The 18,056-nt window shown below is 72.7% G+C and carries 14 protein-coding genes; 7 read left to right on the plus strand and 7 right to left on the minus strand.

The window, feature by feature from the left end; translation table 11 throughout:
- Positions 1–189: 189 nt before the first annotated feature.
- The 3 genes from ACZ404_RS14885 to ACZ404_RS14895 all read left to right on the plus strand — a co-directional run bounded on the left by ACZ404_RS14885 (position 190) and on the right by ACZ404_RS14895 (position 4,322).
- Complete coding sequence (locus ACZ404_RS14885; RefSeq protein WP_468439686.1) at positions 190–1,038, plus strand: 3-hydroxyacyl-CoA dehydrogenase family protein; 849 nt, start codon at positions 190–192, stop codon at positions 1,036–1,038.
- Between the two features lie 205 nt (positions 1,039–1,243).
- On the plus strand, positions 1,244–1,567 hold the full coding sequence (locus tag ACZ404_RS14890) for an STAS domain-containing protein (RefSeq protein ID WP_031171888.1): 324 nt from the start codon (positions 1,244–1,246) through the stop codon (positions 1,565–1,567).
- A 271-nt stretch (positions 1,568–1,838) separates the two neighbouring features.
- On the plus strand, positions 1,839–4,322 hold the full coding sequence (locus ACZ404_RS14895; RefSeq protein ID WP_468439688.1) for an ATP-binding protein: 2,484 nt from the start codon (positions 1,839–1,841) through the stop codon (positions 4,320–4,322).
- 213 nt (positions 4,323–4,535) lie between these two features.
- On the opposite strand, the gene nucS is transcribed toward ACZ404_RS14895, so the two are convergent.
- Positions 4,536–5,207, minus strand: a complete 672-nt coding sequence (gene nucS / locus ACZ404_RS14900) for an endonuclease NucS (protein ID WP_468439690.1) — start codon at positions 5,205–5,207, stop codon at positions 4,536–4,538.
- A 298-nt stretch (positions 5,208–5,505) separates the two neighbouring features.
- Here nucS and ACZ404_RS14905 point away from each other — a divergent pair, with 298 nt between their 5' ends.
- The gene (locus ACZ404_RS14905; RefSeq protein ID WP_468439692.1) at positions 5,506–5,898 is read left to right on the plus strand and encodes an SCO5389 family protein; all 393 of its coding nucleotides are present in this window, start codon (positions 5,506–5,508) and stop codon (positions 5,896–5,898) included.
- A gap of 126 nt (positions 5,899–6,024) precedes the next feature.
- On the opposite strand, the gene ACZ404_RS14910 is transcribed toward ACZ404_RS14905, so the two are convergent.
- Entirely contained in the window at positions 6,025–7,053 is a 1,029-nt protein-coding gene (locus ACZ404_RS14910) for an LLM class flavin-dependent oxidoreductase (protein WP_468439694.1), read from the minus strand.
- A gap of 220 nt (positions 7,054–7,273) precedes the next feature.
- Between ACZ404_RS14910 and ACZ404_RS14915 the strand changes: the two genes are divergently transcribed.
- Positions 7,274–7,606 carry an ATP/GTP-binding protein gene (locus ACZ404_RS14915; RefSeq protein ID WP_468439696.1) on the plus strand — a complete coding sequence of 111 codons (333 nt, stop codon included), beginning with the start codon at positions 7,274–7,276 and terminating at the stop codon, positions 7,604–7,606.
- Between the two features lie 22 nt (positions 7,607–7,628).
- Here the strand turns inward: ACZ404_RS14915 and ACZ404_RS14920 are convergent, their stop codons facing one another.
- From ACZ404_RS14920 to mce, 5 genes are all read right to left on the minus strand, one after another.
- Positions 7,629–8,495, minus strand: a complete 867-nt coding sequence (locus tag ACZ404_RS14920; RefSeq protein WP_468439698.1) for an ABC transporter permease — start codon at positions 8,493–8,495, stop codon at positions 7,629–7,631.
- Positions 8,492–9,760, minus strand: a complete 1,269-nt coding sequence (locus ACZ404_RS14925; RefSeq protein ID WP_468439700.1) for an ABC transporter ATP-binding protein — start codon at positions 9,758–9,760, stop codon at positions 8,492–8,494. Before ACZ404_RS14925 ends, ACZ404_RS14920 begins: the two co-directional genes overlap by 4 nt.
- A gap of 251 nt (positions 9,761–10,011) precedes the next feature.
- Positions 10,012–10,947, minus strand: coding sequence for a cellulose-binding protein (locus ACZ404_RS14930; protein ID WP_468439702.1), 936 nt, complete (start codon positions 10,945–10,947; stop codon positions 10,012–10,014).
- Positions 10,948–11,131: 184 nt separating this feature from the next.
- The gene (scy, locus tag ACZ404_RS14935; protein ID WP_468439704.1) at positions 11,132–14,980 is read right to left on the minus strand and encodes a polarized growth protein Scy; all 3,849 of its coding nucleotides are present in this window, start codon (positions 14,978–14,980) and stop codon (positions 11,132–11,134) included.
- A 206-nt stretch (positions 14,981–15,186) separates the two neighbouring features.
- Positions 15,187–15,627, minus strand: coding sequence for a methylmalonyl-CoA epimerase (gene mce / locus ACZ404_RS14940; RefSeq protein ID WP_468439706.1), 441 nt, complete (start codon positions 15,625–15,627; stop codon positions 15,187–15,189).
- A 150-nt stretch (positions 15,628–15,777) separates the two neighbouring features.
- Here mce and ACZ404_RS14945 point away from each other — a divergent pair, with 150 nt between their 5' ends.
- Together ACZ404_RS14945 and meaB are read left to right on the plus strand one after the other, a co-directional pair.
- Positions 15,778–16,977, plus strand: coding sequence for an acetyl-CoA C-acetyltransferase (locus tag ACZ404_RS14945; RefSeq protein WP_468439708.1), 1,200 nt, complete (start codon positions 15,778–15,780; stop codon positions 16,975–16,977).
- Between the two features lie 31 nt (positions 16,978–17,008).
- Positions 17,009–17,965 (plus strand): methylmalonyl Co-A mutase-associated GTPase MeaB, encoded by a 957-nt coding sequence (gene meaB / locus ACZ404_RS14950; RefSeq protein WP_468439854.1) that lies wholly within the window; start codon positions 17,009–17,011, stop codon positions 17,963–17,965.
- The last annotated feature ends 91 nt before the right edge of the window (positions 17,966–18,056 follow it).

Raw genomic sequence — 18,056 nt, forward strand, 5'->3', positions numbered from 1 at the left:
CTCCGCCGCTGCGCCCCTCACGAGCGCTAGTGTCCGCCCGAGAGAAGTAGGCCCCGGCGTGACCTTCCCGCCTGCCCGGTGGCGTCCAGGTGAGCAGGTGATCCCAGGACGCCGGGCACCACCCTCCGAGCGGACGAGGGGAAGAGGACGCCGGGGCCTGACGACAGCGCGTATCAGGGGAGTCGCACAGTGGCACGGAAGCTTGCCGTCATCGGGGCCGGGCTCATGGGGTCCGGGATCGCCCAGGTCGCCGCGCAGGCGGGCTGGGACGTCGTGCTGCGCGACGTCACCGACGAGGCGCTCAGGCGTGGCACCGACGGCATCAAGGCCTCGTACGACAAGTTCGTCGGCAAGGGCAAGCTGGAGGCGCACGACGCCGACGCCGCCCTGGCGCGCATCACCGCGACCACCGACCTGGACGCGGCCGCCGACGCCGACGTCGTGGTGGAGGCCGTCTTCGAGAAGCTGGAGGTCAAGCACGAGATCTTCCGCGCGCTCGACAAGCTCGTGCGCGAGGACACCGTGCTCGCCTCCAACACCTCCGCCATCCCGATCACCAAGATCGCGGCGGTCACCGAGCGCCCCGAGCGCGTGGTGGGGGTGCACTTCTTCTCGCCGGTGCCGATGATGCAGCTCGTCGAGCTCGTCCGCGGCTACAAGACCAGCGACCAAGCCCTCGCCACCGCGCGGGAGTTCGCCGAGTCCGTCGGCAAGACCTGCATCGTCGTCAACCGGGACGTCGCCGGGTTCGTCACCACCCGGCTCATCTCGGCCCTCGTCGTCGAGGCGACCAAGCTCTACGAGTCCGGTGTCGCCACGGCCGAGGACATCGACCTGGCCTGCAAGCTGGGCTTCGGCCACGCCATGGGTCCGCTGGCCACCGCGGACCTGACCGGCGTGGACATCCTGCTGCACGCCACCAGCAACATCTACACCGAGTCGCAGGACGAGAAGTTCGCCCCGCCGGAGCTGATGCGCCGGATGGTGGACGCCGGTGACATCGGCCGCAAGAGCGGGCAGGGCTTCTACACGTACTGAAAGAAGTACAGGCAGAAGTACTGACACACGTACTGACAGAAGTACGGACAGATTCGGACGATCTCCGGGGGTGAATCACCCCCAGGGGTGAATTCGGTATCGGTTCGCTTACAAGTAGCAACCGCTCTGCCACTCAAGCAGTCAGAGGTTGCACAGCACGAGCACCGTCATGGAGTACGCCACTCGCACTCAACGGGGAGCGCATATGTACATCAGGGGCGACCACGCCGAGCTGGTCGTCGGGGGCCGCCTCGACGTCCGCAGCGCGGCGGACGCCCGTACGGCCCTGCACTCGGCCGTCGACGACGGAGTCGGCGACCTGGTGCTCGACCTGTCCGAACTGGACTCCTGGGACGCCACCGGACTCGGCGTGATCATGGGAGCCCATCGGAGGGCCGGCCGCTGCGGTCGCCGCCTGGTGCTGCGTGGCGTCCCGCCGCAGATGCAGCGTCTGCTGGTGGCGACCCGGCTGCACCGCATCCTCGCCATCGAGGGCGGCATCGGCGTGGAGTCGCTGCCCCGGGTGTGACGCATCCGATGGGTGTGAACCGGGCGACGGGGGAGACTCGGGCGCAGCCGCCTTACCGCACCTGGAGCGCAATCCTCACCGGACTGTGACGTCTCGGGCCGCGCGGCACCCCGCCCTGTCGGAGATACTGTGCGAAGGTTTAGGGTTCGGTCGCCCGCTGACTGAAAAGAACCCTCGTGCGGGCCCGGACCAGAAGCGACAGCGCGGTGTGCGGCAGGCCGGGAGGGGCCGGTATTTCAGGGCACACGACGCTTTTGGGGGGCTTGAACCTATGGACCCGATCACTCCGGGACCCGAGGAGCACGGCCAGGCTCTCAGCCGCCGCACGCCCCGGGAATCCCTCACCTCCGACTTCGGCCCCAGCGCGCCCGCTCGTACGGCGCAGCTGGTCTCCGGCGACTTCCTCGTGACCGTCAACCCCGTGGACGGCAGCGAGATCGAACCCTGCCCGCCCGGGGGCACCTCCCGGTCGGGCGAAGCCGGGAGTGAGGGGGACAGGCCCGGCCGGGCCCGCAGGCGCACGGCCGGCGAGCGGGCCGAGGCCGAGCGTGCCGTCCGGCCCGCCGTGCCGCCGGGACCGGCACAGCCCGCGCTGCCCCTGCTGGAGCGCCAGGACGAACGCGAGCGCCTGGTCAGGCTGCTGGCCCGCGGCCGTTCCGTGCGCCTCACCGGCCCGGGCGGCTCCGGCCGCACCGCCCTGCTCGACCTCGTCGCCGAGGACTGCCTGGACCTCGCGCCCGACGGCGTGGTCCGCCTCAGCGGCTTCCACCGCACCGCCACCGAGCTGCTGCACGACCTCTTCCACGCCGTTCACGACGCCCCGCGCCACCGCCCGGAACGGGACGAACTGCTCGAACTCGTCCGGGAGATCGGCGCGGTCGTCGTCGTGGACGACCTGGAGTTCGGCGGTGCCGCCCTCGACGAACTGCTAGACGCGACACCCGAGTGCGCCTTCCTGCTCGGCGCCACCCCGGACGTACCGGCGCCCTCCGCCGCCTCCGAGGTCGAGGAGGTCTTCCTCACCGGCCTGGACCGGGCGGCCGGCGTGGAGATCCTGGAGCGGGCCGTCGGCCGGGTGCTCACCGAGGAGGAGGCCAACTGGGCGGGCGATCTGTGGTTCGAGTCCGAAGGGCTGCCCCTGCGGTTCGTGCAGGCCGGCGCCCTGCTCCGACAGCGCGACGAACTGAGCGCGAGCGCCGGCGCGGTGGACGAGTACGGCGTCTTCCAGGACGTACGGCCGCCCGTCGACGAGCCCTTGGACACCGAGCAGGCGGTCCCGCTGCCCTCGCTCGGCGAGGCCGCGGCGCCCGCCCCGCTGCTGGCCTCCCGGCTCAGCGCCTCCGCCCGCGCCACGCTCCGCTTCGCCGTCGCGCTCGGCGGGGAAGTGCCGCACCAGGCGCACCTGCCCGCGCTGGTCGGTGACACCCACGCGGACGCCGCGCTCGGCGAACTCGCGGGCTGCGGACTGGTCTCCCCGGTCGGCTCCCGCTACCGCCTCGCGGCCGGTGTGCTGACCCAGCTCGAGGCCGCCGGCTACGACACCGACGCCACCGCCCGGGCCCGCACCGCCGCCGAGCACTACGCCTGGTGGGCCGGCCACCCCTCGGTCACCCCGGAGCGGGTGTGCGCGGAGGCCGAGGCGGTGCTGGCCGCGCTCGCGGTCGTGGTGCCGGGGACGGTGCCGCCGGTCGAGGGCGAGGAGAGCCTCGCGGTACGGCTCGCCCGCACGGCGGCGCCCGCCTTCGCGGCCGGGCTGCACTGGGGCGCCTGGGAACGCGCGCTGCGCTCCGGCGCGGAGGCCTCCCGGCTGTCCGGCGAGGTGGCCGAACAGGCCTATTTCCACCACGAGCTGGGCATCCTCGCGCTCTGCGGCGGCCGGCTCGACCGGGCCCGTGCAGAGCTGGAGACCTCCTCGGGCCTGCGCGGGGCGCTCGCCGACAAGCGCGGCGCCGTCGCCGGGCGCCGTGCGCTGGCACTGGTGGCCGACCTCTCCGGTGAGGTGCCGGGGGTGGCGGCGACGGCCGGCGAGGAGGTGCCGGACGCGCGTCACGAGGAGTCCGTCTCGCCCCCGGGCGGTGTCGCCGCCGCCTACCCGCCGCTGTACGGCGCCGCCGTGGACGCGGTGGTCACCCGGCAGCCCGATGCCACGAAGCCGCCGGGCGGGATCCGCCGGCTGGCCCGCCGCAACCTGGTCGCGGCCGGCTCCGGCGCGCTGCTGGCCGCCGTCCTCGGCACGGTGGTCACGCTCGGTATGACGTCCCACCAGAACGCCGACAAGAACCCGGCCGGCACGGTGGAGGTCGACCCGTCCGCGAGCCAGGACACGGACGACGGGAGCCTCGGGGCGGACCCGAAGCAGGACACCGGCGGCCACGCGGCGCCCGGCCGTCCCTCCAGCTCCCCGACGAACCCGGGCCCCGACGGCACCTACGGCACGACGGACGACCCGACCCCGTCCGCGACCATCCCGTCCTCCCACCCGACCGGCACGAAGGGGACGGGCGGCGGGGGCACGACACCGAAGCCGTCCAAGTCCCCGACGAAGAAGCCGAGCGGATCTCCGTCACCGAGCAAGTCGAGCCCGTCCAGTTCGCCCTCCAGTAGCTCGCCGGCGCCGTCGAACTCCTCGTCCCCGTCGTCAGGCACGTCCTCCTCCCCGGCCACCTCCACCTCGGCCAGCGGTCCGGCCTCCGCCGCCCCGGCGGCATCGAGCAGCGAGGCAACCGCCCCGGAGAGCGACGAGGGGATCCTCTAGCGGCCCCGGGCAACGGCACGCGGCGGTGCCCGACGGCGTCAGGCCGGTCCGGCACCGGGACACCGCCGTAGCGGATGGGCGCCCGCGGCGGCGGGAACGAGATCGCCGATCGGTGCAAGGGCCGCGGGTCCGGGCGGGCCCGAGAACGGCGGCCGGCGTCCGCGGGAAGGGAGCCCGGCCGTCCTGAGGCGTCCGCCTGCGGGACCCGCCCGATCAGAACAGGCGGAGTTTGTCGTCCTCGATGCCGCGCAGGGCGTTGTAGTCCAGGATCTGGCAGTTGATGCCGCGGTCGGTGGCCAGGACGCGGGCCTGGGGCTTGATCTCCTGGGCCGCGAACACGCCGCGGACCGGAGCGAGATGGGGGTCGCGGTTCAGCAGCTCGAGGTAGCGGGTGAGCTGTTCGACGCCGTCGATCTCGCCGCGCCGCTTGATCTCGACGGCGACCGTCTGCCCGTCCGCGTCCCGGCAGAGGATGTCCACCGGCCCGATCGCCGTCATGTACTCGCGCCGGATCAGCGTGTAGCCGTCGCCCAGCGTCTCGATGCGGTCGGCGAGCAGTTCCTGCAGATGCGCTTCCACGCCGTCCTTGATCAGCCCGGGGTCCACCCCGAGTTCGTGGGAGGAGTCGTGCAGGATCTCCTCCATCGTGATGATCAGTTTCTCGCCCGCCTTGTTGACGACGGTCCACACCCCCTCGTCCTCGCCCGTGCCCTCCTTCAGCGTGCAGGGCGGCGACATCCAGTTGAGGGGCTTGTAGGCCCGGTCGTCCGCGTGGATGGAGACGCTGCCGTCCGCCTTGACCAGGATCAGTCGCGGAGCCGAGGGCAGGTGGGCGGTGAGCCGGCCGGCGTAGTCGACCGAGCAGCGGGCAATGACGAGACGCATGGTCGGCAACGCTACTCGACACCCACGGGTGGACGCGATTCGCCCTCCTCGCGCCCCGCACCACCGTCCCGTCCGGACCCGGTGGGCCACCCTTTTGTCCCTGGAAACTCCTGTTCATCTCTGGCCGATTGTGGGCCCAAAGGGACCGTTCCATATACGCGTTCTGCTGGTGTGGTCACCGACGGTTGCCTACCGTAGAAGCGGGAGGTCGCGGTCTGTGTACTGAGTGTGTTCGGTATCGCGAACTCCCTTGTCTGTCCGGCAACCCCTGCTCGACGGGGGTGCGAGAGGAGAACCCATGTCGCTCGACGTCTCACCGGCCCTACTCGAACAGGCCGAGCGAGGCGAGGTCGACGAAGCAGCATTCGTCGACTGCGTCCGGACCTCCCTGCCCTATGCGTGGGAGATGATCAGCTCTCTGGTGGCTCAGCTGAAGGTCGACGGCGGCCCCTTCGCCGACAACCAGACGCCCCCGCCGGACGAGCAGGCACGCGGTCAGCTGCTGCGCGCGCTCGCGAGTGACGCCATACGCGGCGCGCTGCAGCGGCACTTCGGTGTGCGGCTGGCCTTCCAGAACTGCCACCGGGTGGCGGTGTTCCCGCTGGACGCCTCGGCCGACGAGACGTTGACCCGCTTCACCTCGGTGCGCAGCCAGTTGCTGAACCAGTCGCCGGAGCTCCGGGACTGCTGACGCGCCGCCCGGCCGCTGACACAGTGAGCCGCTCGCTTGCCGCTCCACCCGCGGGAGGTGCATACCTACTGGGGCGGCAAGCCCCCCACGGCTCAGCGGACTTGGCACGGGGGCACGGCCCGCCGGTCAGCGCAGCTGGGGCAGTACCTCGGCGCCCAGCCGCCGCAGGTTCTCCTCCGTCGCCGCCAGGTCGCCCGAGCCCTCCACGAGCAGGGCGAAGCGGGAGATGCCGGTGCGCTCCGACGTGGCCGCGAGCCGGTCCGCGGCGAGCCGCGGGGTGCCCACCGGGTGCAGCCCGCAGAGCAGTTCGGTGTAGGCGTGCGGGTCGCGCATCCTGCGCTCCCGGCCGTCGACCGTCACATGGGCCTCGAGGCCCTGTTTCAGCCAGCCCGGCATCGCCTTCAGCAGTGTCTCCACCGCGTCGGTGCGCCGATCGGCGATCTGGCACACGCCGGCCGAGACATGGGCCGCGTCCGCGATCTCCTCGCCCGGCCGCCCCGCGGCCCGCGCGCACCGCCGCCACAGGGCGACCATCTCGGCCTTCTCCTCGTCGCCCACGTGCATTCCGAGCAGCATCGGCAGGCCGCGCTCGGCTGCCAGCCGCACGCTCGCCGGCGAGGTGCAGGCGACGACGACCTCCGGTCCGGGTGTCTCCGTCAGCGCCTCCGACGGGCGTGGCACGACGGGGACTTCGCGGAAGGAGAACCGTTCACCCGACGCCGCGACCGACGGTTCGCGCAGCCAGCGCATCAGCAGATCGAGTGATTCCGGGAACCCCTGCTCGTACGCCTGGAGACCCGCGCCGAACACCTCGAGATCCACCCACGGCCCGCCGCGCCCCACGCCCAGCGTGAACCGGCCGCCGCTCGTCAGGTGCAGCAGCGCGGCCTGTTCGCCGAGGGCCACCGGGTGCGCGGTGGGCAGTACGCTGACCGCCGTACCCACGCGGACCCGGCGGGTGCGGCCGAGCAGTATCGCCGCCAGGGTGACGGCGGACGGACACGTGCCGTACGGCACGAAGTGGTGCTCGGCCAGCCATACCGCGTCCAGACCGGCCTCCTCGGAGACCTCCGCGGAGCGGACCGCCCGGTGCAGCGCCTCGCCGTGCCCCTGGCCCGGGAACTGGGCCGCCAGCACAAAACTTCCTACGTGCATCGCATTTCCTGCTTCCTTGGCTCCGACCCGGAGCTCCCCCACCCGGCATAACCGTCTGACACGTGCCGAGGACACGGCCTGGCGGAGTAATTTGCGGATTGTCTGCAGAATCGGACGCCGTGGAGGGTGACTTGTGTGGGTTGGCGCCCTACGCGTACCCCTCTCGGTGCCGCGTAGGCTGGATGCGGTCCCTGTTCTGTATAGCCCCGAGAGGTGTCCCGTGTCCCCGCGTCACAACCGACCGAAGGCAGCCGGATCGTCCGGCCGCAGCGCCGAGGACGACCGGGCCGGCCGGTACGGCGGCTGGCAGTCCACGGAGAGCTGGCAGGGCGAGGACTGGAGCGTGCGCCATGTCGCGGGTGCGAGCGCGGAGGGCAAGACGTACCGCTGCCCCGGCTGCGACCAGCTGATCCCCTCCGGCGTCCCGCACGTGGTGGCCTGGCCGGAGCACGCGGGCGTGGACGACCGCCGCCACTGGCACAAGGCGTGCTGGAACGCGAAGGACCGCCGCACCACGCGGGTGCAGCGGTCCCGTAACGCGCCCAGGTTCTAGACCCGGGCCTCGTGCACGTGTCTCACACGTCCCTGCTCTGCAGCAGCGCGTAGGCACCCGCGTACGCCGCCGCCGTCACTCCCAGGATGATCCACAGCGGGTCCAGGCCCGACGGGCCGGACTGCGTGAGGGAGTTGTCGTAGAAGACGCTCAACTGGCTCGGGATCGAGTACTCGAGCAGCCACTGCTGCACGTCGTGCAGCGAGGAGGCGGCCATGAACAGCGCGATCACCAGCGGGGCGAGGACCAGGCCGATCATGATGGTGATGGCGCCCGCCGAGTGCCGGATGATCGAGCCGATGACCAGGGACAGCAGCCCGAGCAGCGCGGTGTAGAGGCTCACCCCGACCGTGGCCTTGAGCCAGGTCCCGCCGGACGGCTTGTCCGCCGCGGTGCCGCTGAGCATGGAGGCGTGCACCATGGCCACGAAGGAGACCGCGGCCAGAGTGACGACGAAGGCGACGACGAAGAACACGATCGCCTTGGCCGCGAGCACCCGGCCCCGGCTCGGGCACGCCGTCATCGTCGTACGGACCATGCCGGTGCCGTACTCGGACGCCGTGGTCAGAACGCCGAGGGTGATGATGCAGATGCTGCCGAGGAGCACCCCGAAGAAGCCGAACGACAGCGGGTTCTCACCGGCCAGGTCCGAGGAGCCCGAGTTGGCCTTGACCGCGACACCCGTGAGCAGGCCGATGCCGATCACCAGGAGCACGAAGACCCCCAGCGTCCACATCGTCGACCGCACCGACTTGATCTTCGTCCACTCGGAGGCCAGCGCGTGCCCCAGGTGGGTGCGCACGACGGGGATCGGCGAGCTGTAACCGGCGTACGACCCGCCGGGCGCGGCGGCGGGGGCCTGCGGCATCGGGGGCTGGTGGGTGCTCATCGGGCGTCCTCGGGCTGGGTCTTGTCGGCAGGGGCGGAGGCGGGAGCGACGGCCGGCGGCTGCTCCGGGGGAGCCTGCGGGGCCGGTACCGCCGGAGCGGCCTGTGCGGGCGCGGGGGCCTGTGCGGCCGGTGCGGCGTACAGGTTGGGCGCCGCGGCGCCGGGAGCACCGTAGGGGCCCGCGGGAGCCCCGCCGTAGGGCCCGGAGGGCGGCACCGGCATCGTGAAGGGCTGGCCGCCCTGCTGGGGCGGCGGCGGGGCGTACCAACCCGGCTGGCCCTGGCCCGGCACCGGCATGGGCGGCTGGGCACCCGGCGGCAGCGGCTGCTGCAGGCCCGCCTTCTGGTCGATGGTCGAGCGGTAGTCCACGGCGCCCTGCGTCATCCGCATGTACGCCTCCTCCAGCGAGGCCTGGTGCGGCGACAGCTCCCACAGCCGGACGTCCGCCTCGTACGCGAGGTCGCTGATGCGGGGCAGCGGCAGCCCGGTCACCCGCAGCGCCCCGTCCTGCTCGGGCAGCACATGGCCGCCGGCCTCGGTGAGCGCGGCGGACAGCTTCTCGCGCAGCTGGGGCTCGGTGTCCGGGGTGCGCACGCGCGCGAAGTCGGCGGAGTTCGCCGAGATGAAGTCCTTCACGCTCATGTCGGCGAGCAGCTGGCCGCGCCCGATCACGATGAGGTGGTCGGCGGTCAGCGCCATCTCGCTCATCAGGTGCGAGGAGACGAAGACCGTACGGCCCTCGGCGGCCAGCGCCTTCATCAGGTTGCGCACCCACAGGATGCCCTCGGGGTCGAGGCCGTTGACCGGCTCGTCGAAGAGCAGCACCTGGGGGTCGCCGAGCAGCGCGGCGGCGATGCCGAGGCGCTGGCCCATGCCGAGCGAGAAGCCCTTGGAGCGCTTCTTCGCCACCTCCTGCAGGCCCACCACCCCGAGCACCTCGTCCACGCGCCGGGCCGGGATGCCGGACAGCTGCGCGAGGCTGAGCAGGTGGTTGCGGGCGGACCGGCCGCCGTGCACCGCCTTGGCGTCGAGCAGCGCACCCACCTGGCGGGGCGCGTTGGGCAGCTTGCGGTACGGATAGCCGCCGATGGTCACCGCGCCGGACGTCGGGTTGTCCAGCCCGAGGATCATCCGCATGGTGGTCGACTTGCCCGAGCCGTTGGGCCCGAGGAAGCCGGTCACCGCTCCCGGCCGCACCTGGAAGGAAAGGTTGTACACGGCGGTCTTGTCGCCGTAGCGCTTGGTCAGGCCTACAGCCTCGATCATGCTCCGCACCCATCGAAAGGTTCAGGACAGCGGGGCACACGCCCCCGTAAGGGTTAGGAGGATATCCGGGCGCTGACGGTTCCGCTCAAGAGAGAGTAAAGGTGTGCGCTCCGCTTGCCGGCGGTGACGGCCGGGTGAGCACCGCCGTACCGCCCGGGCGCGCAGCATGCCAGGAGACGCGAAAAGCCCCCGCCGCCCGGAGCGGCAAGGGGCTTTGCGCTGTGCGGCCTTCGGCGAACCGGCGCCCGTGGTTACCGGGTCTGCTGGGCCGGGACCCCGCGGGAGATCGGCTCGTCCTCGGTGGGGGAGCCGGCGGCGGCCACGGCGGCACCGGTCAGCGTGGCGAGCATCTCGCGGACGTTCGTCAGCTGGGCGTTGATGGAGTCGCGGCGGTTGGTGAGGGCCGCGAGCTCGCGCTCGGATTCCGAGCGGATGCGGTCGGCCTTGGCGTTGGCGTCGGCCACGATGTCCTCGGCCTGGCGCTGGGCCGTCTCCACCGTCTGGCGGGCGCGGCGCTCGGCGTCGGTGCGCAGCTTCTCCGCCTCGAGGCGCAGCTGCTCGGCGCGGTGCTCGATCTCGGCGAGCCGCTTCTCGGCCTTCTGCTGACGCGAGGCCAGGTCGCGCTCGGACTGCTCGCGGCGCTTGGCCAGGTTGGTCTCGAAGTCGGCGGCGGCCTGCGCGGCCTTGGCGCGGGTCTCCTCGAAGAGGGCGTCCGCCTCCTCCCGCTTGGACTGCGCGTCCTTCTGCGCCTCGGAACGCAGCTGCGCGGCGTCGCTCTTGGCCTTCTCGACGATCCGGACGCCCTCGTCCTCGGCCTTGGCCTTGCGCTCCGCGGCGAACGACTCGGCGTCGTTGCGGACCTGCTGGGCCGCCGACTCGGCGAGTTCGCGGTGCTGCTCGGCGGCGCGCCGGGCCTCCTCCCGCAGGTCCTTCGCCTCTTCCTCGGCGAGGCGCAGGATCTTCTCGACCCGCGCACCGAGACCCGCGTACGACGGCTCGGCGTCGGTGATCTGGGCCTGGGCGTTCTGGGTCTCGAGGTGGAGCTCCTCGATGCGCTTCTCCAGAGCGGTGATGCGGGCGAGAGCGCTGTCACGGTCGGAGACGAGCTTGGAGATACGTTCGTCCACCTGAGCGCGGTCGTACCCACGCCGCACAAGCTCGAAGCCGTAGGGGGAAGTGTCGCTCATGGGGTTCCTGTCGAATGAGACCGGTGAGGTGATAAGGGGAATCCTAGGGGCCGAAGCGGTGTGTCATCGAGCGGATACGGGTTTGATCTGGAGAATGACACCTCTTTTGTGTGGCTGACGCCCGGACGGCTTGCCAAGGAGTGGGGCAAAGCCCCCCAGAAGACACCGGAACCCCGCTCCCGCGCTACCCGTCCGAGGACTTGCCACCCGATCGGGGGGCGCCCACCGTGGCACCCGCCTTGACCGCACCGTCCTTGCCCGCCGCCGGGGCCTCGAACGACTCCAGCGCCTCGAGCACGTCCTGGACCCGGGAGATCTCGGCGTTGATGTCCTCCCGCCGACGCACCAGGATCTCCAGTTCGCGCTTTCCCTCCTCGACCGTGCGCCGGGCCTCGCGGATCGCCTCGGCCTTGAGCTCCTCGGCCTCCTTGACCAGGGTGGCCTTCTTCTGCTCGGCCTCCTTCAGCAGGCCCTCGGCCTTCTTGACGGCGGCGATGCGCACCTTGCCCGCCTCCGAGTTGGCGTCCGAGACCAGCTCCTTCGCCTTCGCCTGGGCCTTGGCCAGCTGCTCCTCGGCGGCCTTGATCAGCGCGTCGCAGCGGTCGCCGGTGGACTTCATGGTCTCGGCGGCCTCGCGGCGGGCCCGCTCGTGCAGCTCCTCGATCTCCGCCGTGATCCGCTCGCGCAGCTCCTCCGCGCGCTCCCGGATGGCGGTCGCGTCCCGGCGGGCGCCGACCAGCAGCTCGTCGGCGTCCGTACGGGCCTTCTCCACCAGCGAGTTGCCCTCGACCGTCGCCTCGGACACGATCCGGTCGGCCTCGCTGCGGGCCGCGCCGACCATCGTGTCGGCCTGCGACTCGGCGTCCGCCGTGGTCTTCAGCGCCTGCGCCTGTGCCTCGGTGAGCAGCTTGTCGGCCTCGGCCGTGGTCTCCGTGATGAGCGTGTCGACCTGCTCGGCCGCCTCCGAGCGCCGCTTGTTGGCGTCCTTGCGGGCCTCGTCCAGGGTCCGCTCGGCCTCCTCGCGCGCCGAGCCCACGAGCCGTTCGGCCTCCGCCTCGGCGTCCGCCCGCACCCGCTCGGCCTCCGTACGCAGCCGCTCGGCGTGCGCCTGGGCCGTGCCGACCGTCTCGGCGGCCTCGGCGCGCAGCCGCTCGGCGTCGCCGGTGGCGTCCGCGAGGAGCCGCTCGGCGCCCGCGACGGCCTCGGCGTGGATCCGGTCCGCCTCCGCGATCGTCTCGTTCTGCAGCCGCTCCGCCTCGCTGCGGGCCTCGGTGATGAGGGTGTCCGCCTGGGTCGCCGCGTCCGAGCGGATGCGGTTGGCGTCCTCACGGGCGTCGGCCCGGGTGCGGGCGGCGGCCTGGTCGGCCTCCGCGAGCGCGTCCGACGCCTCGGTGCGCACCCGCTGCGCGTAGTCGCCGGCCTCGGCGCGCAGCCGCTCGGACTCCGCGATCGCCTCCGCGACCGTACGCTCCGCCAGCGCCTTGGCGGCCTCCGACTCCTCGTTCGCCTCCCGGCGCAGCCGCGAGGCGTCCTCGCCCGCCCGCTCCCGCTCGGCGTAGGCGTCGGCGCGGACCCGGTCCGCCTCCTCCTCGGCCTCCCGGCGGGCACGGTCCGCCGCGTGCTCGGCGGCCGAGCGCAGCCCGGTGATCTCCTCCTGCGCCTGCTCGTGCAGCCCGGCGACGGAGTCCCGCACCTGCTGGGCGTGCTGTTCGGCGGCGGACACCATCTCGGTGGCGCGCCGGTCGGCCTCCTCCACCAGCCGGACCGCCTCGGCCTGCGCGTCCTCCACGCGCCGGCGCGCCGAGGCCAGCAGCTCCTCGCTCTGCTCGCGGGCCCGCTCGCGCTCCTGGTCGGCCTCCGCGCGGGCGGCGCCGAGCAGTTCCTCGGCCTCCCGGCGGCGCCGGGCGGCCTCCTCCTGGGCGGCGGCCAGCGTCTCGGACGCCTCGGTGCCCAGCCGCTCGGCGGCGGCCTGCGCCTCCGCGCGCACCCGGTCGGCGGTGTCCTGCGCCTCGGCCTTGAGCCGTTCGGCCTCCGCGGCGGCCTCCGAACGCAGCCGCACGGCGATGGCCTCGCCCTCGGCGCGGGAGGCGGACGCGTCGGACGCGGCCTCGTCGCGCAGCCGCTCGGCCTCCGCCTCGGCCTGCTGCTGCAGCGCACGGATCCGCTCGGCGGCCTCGGTGCGCAGCCGGTCGCCCTCCTCGGCGGCCTCCCGGCGGATCCGGGCGGCCTCCTCGCGGGCGTCGGCGAGCGCCTGCTCGGCAGCCGCCAGCCGCTCCTGGGCCTCGGTCTGCAGCCGGGTCAGCTCCTCGGCGGCCTCGGCCCGCCGCGCCTCGATCGCACGGTCGGTCTCCTCGCGCAGCTCGCGCGCGGCCTGCTCGGCGTTCGAGGTGATGGTCTCGGCGAGCTCCACCGCCTCCTCGCGGGAGCGCTCGGCCTCGGCGCGGGTGCGCTCCAGGACCTCCTCGGCCTGCCGGCGCAGCGTCGTGGCGCGCTCGATGGCCTCGGTGCGGACCTTCTCGCTGTCCGTGGTCGCCTTCTGGCGCAGCTCGTCCGCGTCGGCCTTCGCCTTGGACAGCAGCTCCTCGGCGGACCTGGCGGCCTCCTCGATCTGCACCACGGCTTCGCGGCGGGCCTCGGCGCGGATCGACTCACCCTCGGCGACCGCGTCGGCGCGCAGCTGCTCGGCCTCGCCGCGCAGCCGGCGGGCCTCCTCCTGCAGCTCGACCGTCTTGGCGCGGTACTCCTTGGTGTCGTCCTTCGCCGCGCCCTTGAGCTGCTCGGCGATGTCGTGCGCCTCGGCGCGCAGCCGGTCCGCCTCGGCCTCGGCCTCCCGGCGGATCCGCTCGGCCTCCTCGGCCGCGGCCCTGGTGGTCTTCTTGGCGTCCTCCGACGCCTTGTTCAGCACGTCCTCGGCGGTCTTGGCCGCCTTGGACAGCTGGGTGGCGCTCTCCTCGGCGGTGATGCTGCGGGCCTTCTCGGCGGCCTCGGCGACGATCTTCTCGGCCTCGGCGCGCGCGTCGGCGACCAGCTGCTCGGCGTCCGACCGGGTGGTCTCGGCCTCCTTGGTGGCCTCCTCGACCAGCCGGGCGACCTGCTCCTTGGCCGTCCGGGTGCGCGTCTCGTTGGCGGCCTCGGCGCTCGCCAGGGCCTTGGCGGCGGCCTCCTTGGCCTCCGTGACCAGCTTCTCCGCCTCGGACTGCGCCTTGCGCAGCGCCTCGTCGGCCTGCGCCATCCGCTCCTCGGCGGCCCGGGTCAGCTCGGCGGACTGGCGGCGGGCGGCGTCCGACTCGGTGACCGTGGAGGTGCGCAGCTGCTCGGCGTGGTCGGTGGCCTCCTGGGCCTGGGTGGAGGCGGCGTTCAGCAGCCGCTCGGCGTCCGTGCGGGCGCGGCGCAGGATCTGCTCGGCCTCCGCGCGGGCCGTCTCGGCCTCGCTCTGCAGCCGCTCCCGGGCCTCCCGGGTCAGCCGCTCGGCCTCCGCGCGGGCGGCGGCCATGGCCTGCTCGGCCTCGGCACGGGACTCGTCGAGCAGCCGACGGGCCTGCTGCTCGGTGCGGGCGCGCAGCTGCTCGGCCCATGCCACGTTCTCGTTGACGTGCGACTCGACGGTCTGCCGGCGCTCGGCCAGCTCCTGGTCGAGCTGCTGGCGGCGGGCGACCGCCTCCTGGTGCAGCTCGGCCTGCAGCCGGGCGGCCTGCTCGGCGTGCTCCTGCAGGATGCGCTGGGTCTGCGCCCGGGCCTGGCTCAGCTCCCGCTCGGCGTCCTGGCGCAGCTGGTCGGCCTGGATCTGGGCATTGCGGAGCAACTGCTCGGCCTGATAGCCGATGTCGCCGCCGTCGTAGGCGGGCCGGGTCATCAGGGTGCGGCGCGCCTCGTGCAGCTTGGCGCGCAGCACCTCGACCTGGTAGCCGAGGTCCTCGGCGTGCTGGATCGCCTTCTCCCGCTCGGTCCTCAGCCGTTTCATCTCGGCCTCGAACCGTGAGAGGTGGTCGACGTCAGCCGCCGGCTCTCGCTCCTGGCTCTCGTAGCCCCGCACTGCGCGGTCCCATCCGTCCCCTGGTCAGCTTCTCCAACGAGCTCCGTCCATCCGCCGAACGGGGCCCCCGGGGAATGGTGTCAGATCAACGGCGGAGCACGGGCTGCTGCCCCGACGCTCGTCCCCCGAAACCCGGACCCCGGCACGGTCGTCCCCGCGTTTCAGGGACGACCGCCCCCAACCCTACCGGCCCTTATGTACGGGGGTCAGTGCTCGGGCGACTCAACAGGGGCCGAAGTGACGAGTTCGGTCAGGACACCGTGGCAGTCCTTGGGGTGCAGGAAGGTGATCCGCGACCCCATGGAGCCGCGTCGTGGCTCGTCGTACAGAACGCGTACGCCCTTGCCGCGGATGTCCTCGGCGTCGCCGTCCACATCCGCCGTACCGAAGGCGATGTGGTGGACGCCCTCCCCGTTCTTCGCGAGCCACTTGCCGACCGCGGAGTCCTCCCGGGTCGGTTCCAGCAGCTGCAGGTAGGACGCCCCTCCGTCGGACGTCTCGTTGATCTTGAGCATGGCCTCACGCACGCCCTGCTCCTCGTTGACCTCGGTGTGGAACACCTCGAAGCCGTACGTCGCCCGGTAGAACTCGACGGTCGCGTCGAGGTCGTGGCAGGCGATCCCGATGTGGTCGATTCGCGTCAGCATGGATTCAGTGCAGCGCTACGGCGATGGTTACGCAACGTGCGCGCGATCACACCGACGGGCCGATGACGGCACGGAGTGCCACTCAGTACATTCGAAGTAAACCCTCGTTCACTCCTCGGCCTGGGCAGGCCGGTAAGGGGATCGCAGCTCATGCCTTCTGGAACGAACAGCTCGGTGATCGTCGCGGGCGCGCGCACGCCCATGGGACGACTGCTGGGCTCCCTCAAGTCCTTCTCCGGAGCCGACCTCGGCGGCTTCGCGATCAAGGCCGCCCTCGACCGTGCGGGGATCGGTGGCGACCAGGTGCAGTACGTGATCATGGGGCAGGTGCTCCAGGCGGGTGCCGGTCAGATCCCGGCCCGCCAGGCCGCGGTCAAGGCCGGCATCCCGATGAACGTCCCGGCGCTCACCATCAACAAGGTGTGTCTGTCCGGCCTCGACGCCATCGCGCTGGCGGACCAGCTGATCCGCGCCGGCGAGTTCGACATCGTCGTGGCCGGCGGCCAGGAGTCCATGACCAACGCCCCGCACCTGCTGCCGAAGTCCCGCGAGGGCTTCAAGTACGGCGCGGTCGAGATGCTCGACGCGATGGCGTACGACGGCCTCACCGACTCCTTCGAGGGCATCGCCATGGGCGCGTCCACGGAGAAGCACAACACCCGCCTCGGCATCCAGCGCCCCGAGCAGGACGAGATCGCCGCCCTGTCGCACCAGCGGGCCGCCGCCGCGCAGAAGAACGGCATCTTCGAGGCCGAGATCACCCCGGTGGAGATCCCGCAGCGCAAGGGCGAGCCGGTCCTGTTCAGCAAGGACGAGGGCATCCGCGGCGACACCACCGCCGAGTCCCTCGGCAAGCTGCGCCCGGCCTTCGCCAAGGACGGCACGATCACCGCCGGCTCCTCCTCGCAGATCTCGGACGGTGCGGCGGCCGTGGTCGTGATGAGCAGGGCCAAGGCCGAGGAGCTGGGTCTGTCCTGGCTCGCCGAGATCGGCGCGCACGGCAATGTGGCGGGCCCGGACAACAGCCTGCAGTCGCAGCCGTCCAACGCCATCCGGCACGCCCTGAAGAAGGAGGGCCTGGAGGTCTCCGACCTCGACCTGATCGAGATCAACGAGGCCTTCGCCGCGGTCGCCGTGCAGTCAATGAAGGACCTCGGCGTGTCCACGGAAAAGGTGAACGTCAACGGCGGCGCGATCGCCCTCGGCCACCCGATCGGCATGTCCGGCGCCCGTCTCGTGCTCCACTTGGCCCTGGAGCTCAAGCGGCGCGGCGGCGGGGTCGGCGCGGCCGCGCTGTGCGGTGGCGGCGGCCAGGGCGACGCCCTGATCGTCCGGGTACCGAAGGCCTGAGCCCTACTTTTCACGAGTGAACGGAGCTGTGATGCAGGACGTCTCCTCTCTGGTGGACCAGGCCAGGGAAGGCCGGCCACGGGCCGTGGCCCGGCTGATCTCCCTGGTGGAGGGGGCGTCCCCGCAGCTCAGGGAGGTCATGGCGGCGCTCGCGCCGCTGACCGGCAACGCGTATGTGGTGGGCCTCACCGGCTCGCCCGGCGTCGGCAAGTCGACGTCGACGTCGGCGCTGGTGACGGCCTACCGCAAACAGGGCAAGCGGGTCGGCGTCCTGGCCGTCGACCCGTCCTCCCCCTTCTCCGGCGGGGCCCTGCTCGGTGACCGGGTCCGCATGTCGGAGCACGCCTCGGACCCGGGCGTCTACATCCGCTCCATGGCCACCCGGGGCCACCTCGGCGGCCTCGCCTGGGCGGCGCCCCAGGCCATCCGCGTCCTCGACGCGGCCGGCTGCGACGTGATCCTGGTCGAGACGGTCGGCGTGGGCCAGTCGGAGGTCGAGATCGCCTCCCAGGCCGACACCTCCGTCGTCCTGCTGGCCCCCGGCATGGGCGACGGCATCCAGGCGGCCAAGGCGGGCATCCTCGAGATCGGCGACGTCTACGTCGTCAACAAGGCCGACCGCGACGGCGCCGACGCCACCGCCCGCGAGCTGAACCACATGCTGGGCCTCGGCGAGGCCCGCGGCCCCGGTGACTGGCGGCCCCCGATCGTCAAGACGGTCGCGGCCCGCGCCCAGGGCGTCGACGAGGTCGTGGAGGCCCTGGAGAAGCACCGGGCGTGGATGGAGGAGCGCGGCGTCCTCGCCGAGCGCCGCCGCGCCCGCGCGGCCCGCGAGGTCGAGACGATCGCCGTCACGGCCCTCCGCGAGCGCATCGGCGACCTGCACGGCGACCGCCGCCTCAGCGCCCTGGCGGAACGCATCGTGACGGGCGAACTGGACCCGTACCGCGCGGCGGACGAGCTGGTCGAGGGCCTGACGCAGGGCTGAGCACCGGCGCCCGTCGGACGCGGGCCGACCGAAACGGGCGGCGGAGGCAGCCCGTCCGGGAACCCCCACGGGCCGCAGCCCCCAGGGCCGG

The sequence above is a fragment of the Streptomyces sp. NPDC030798 genome (assembly GCF_055572275.1).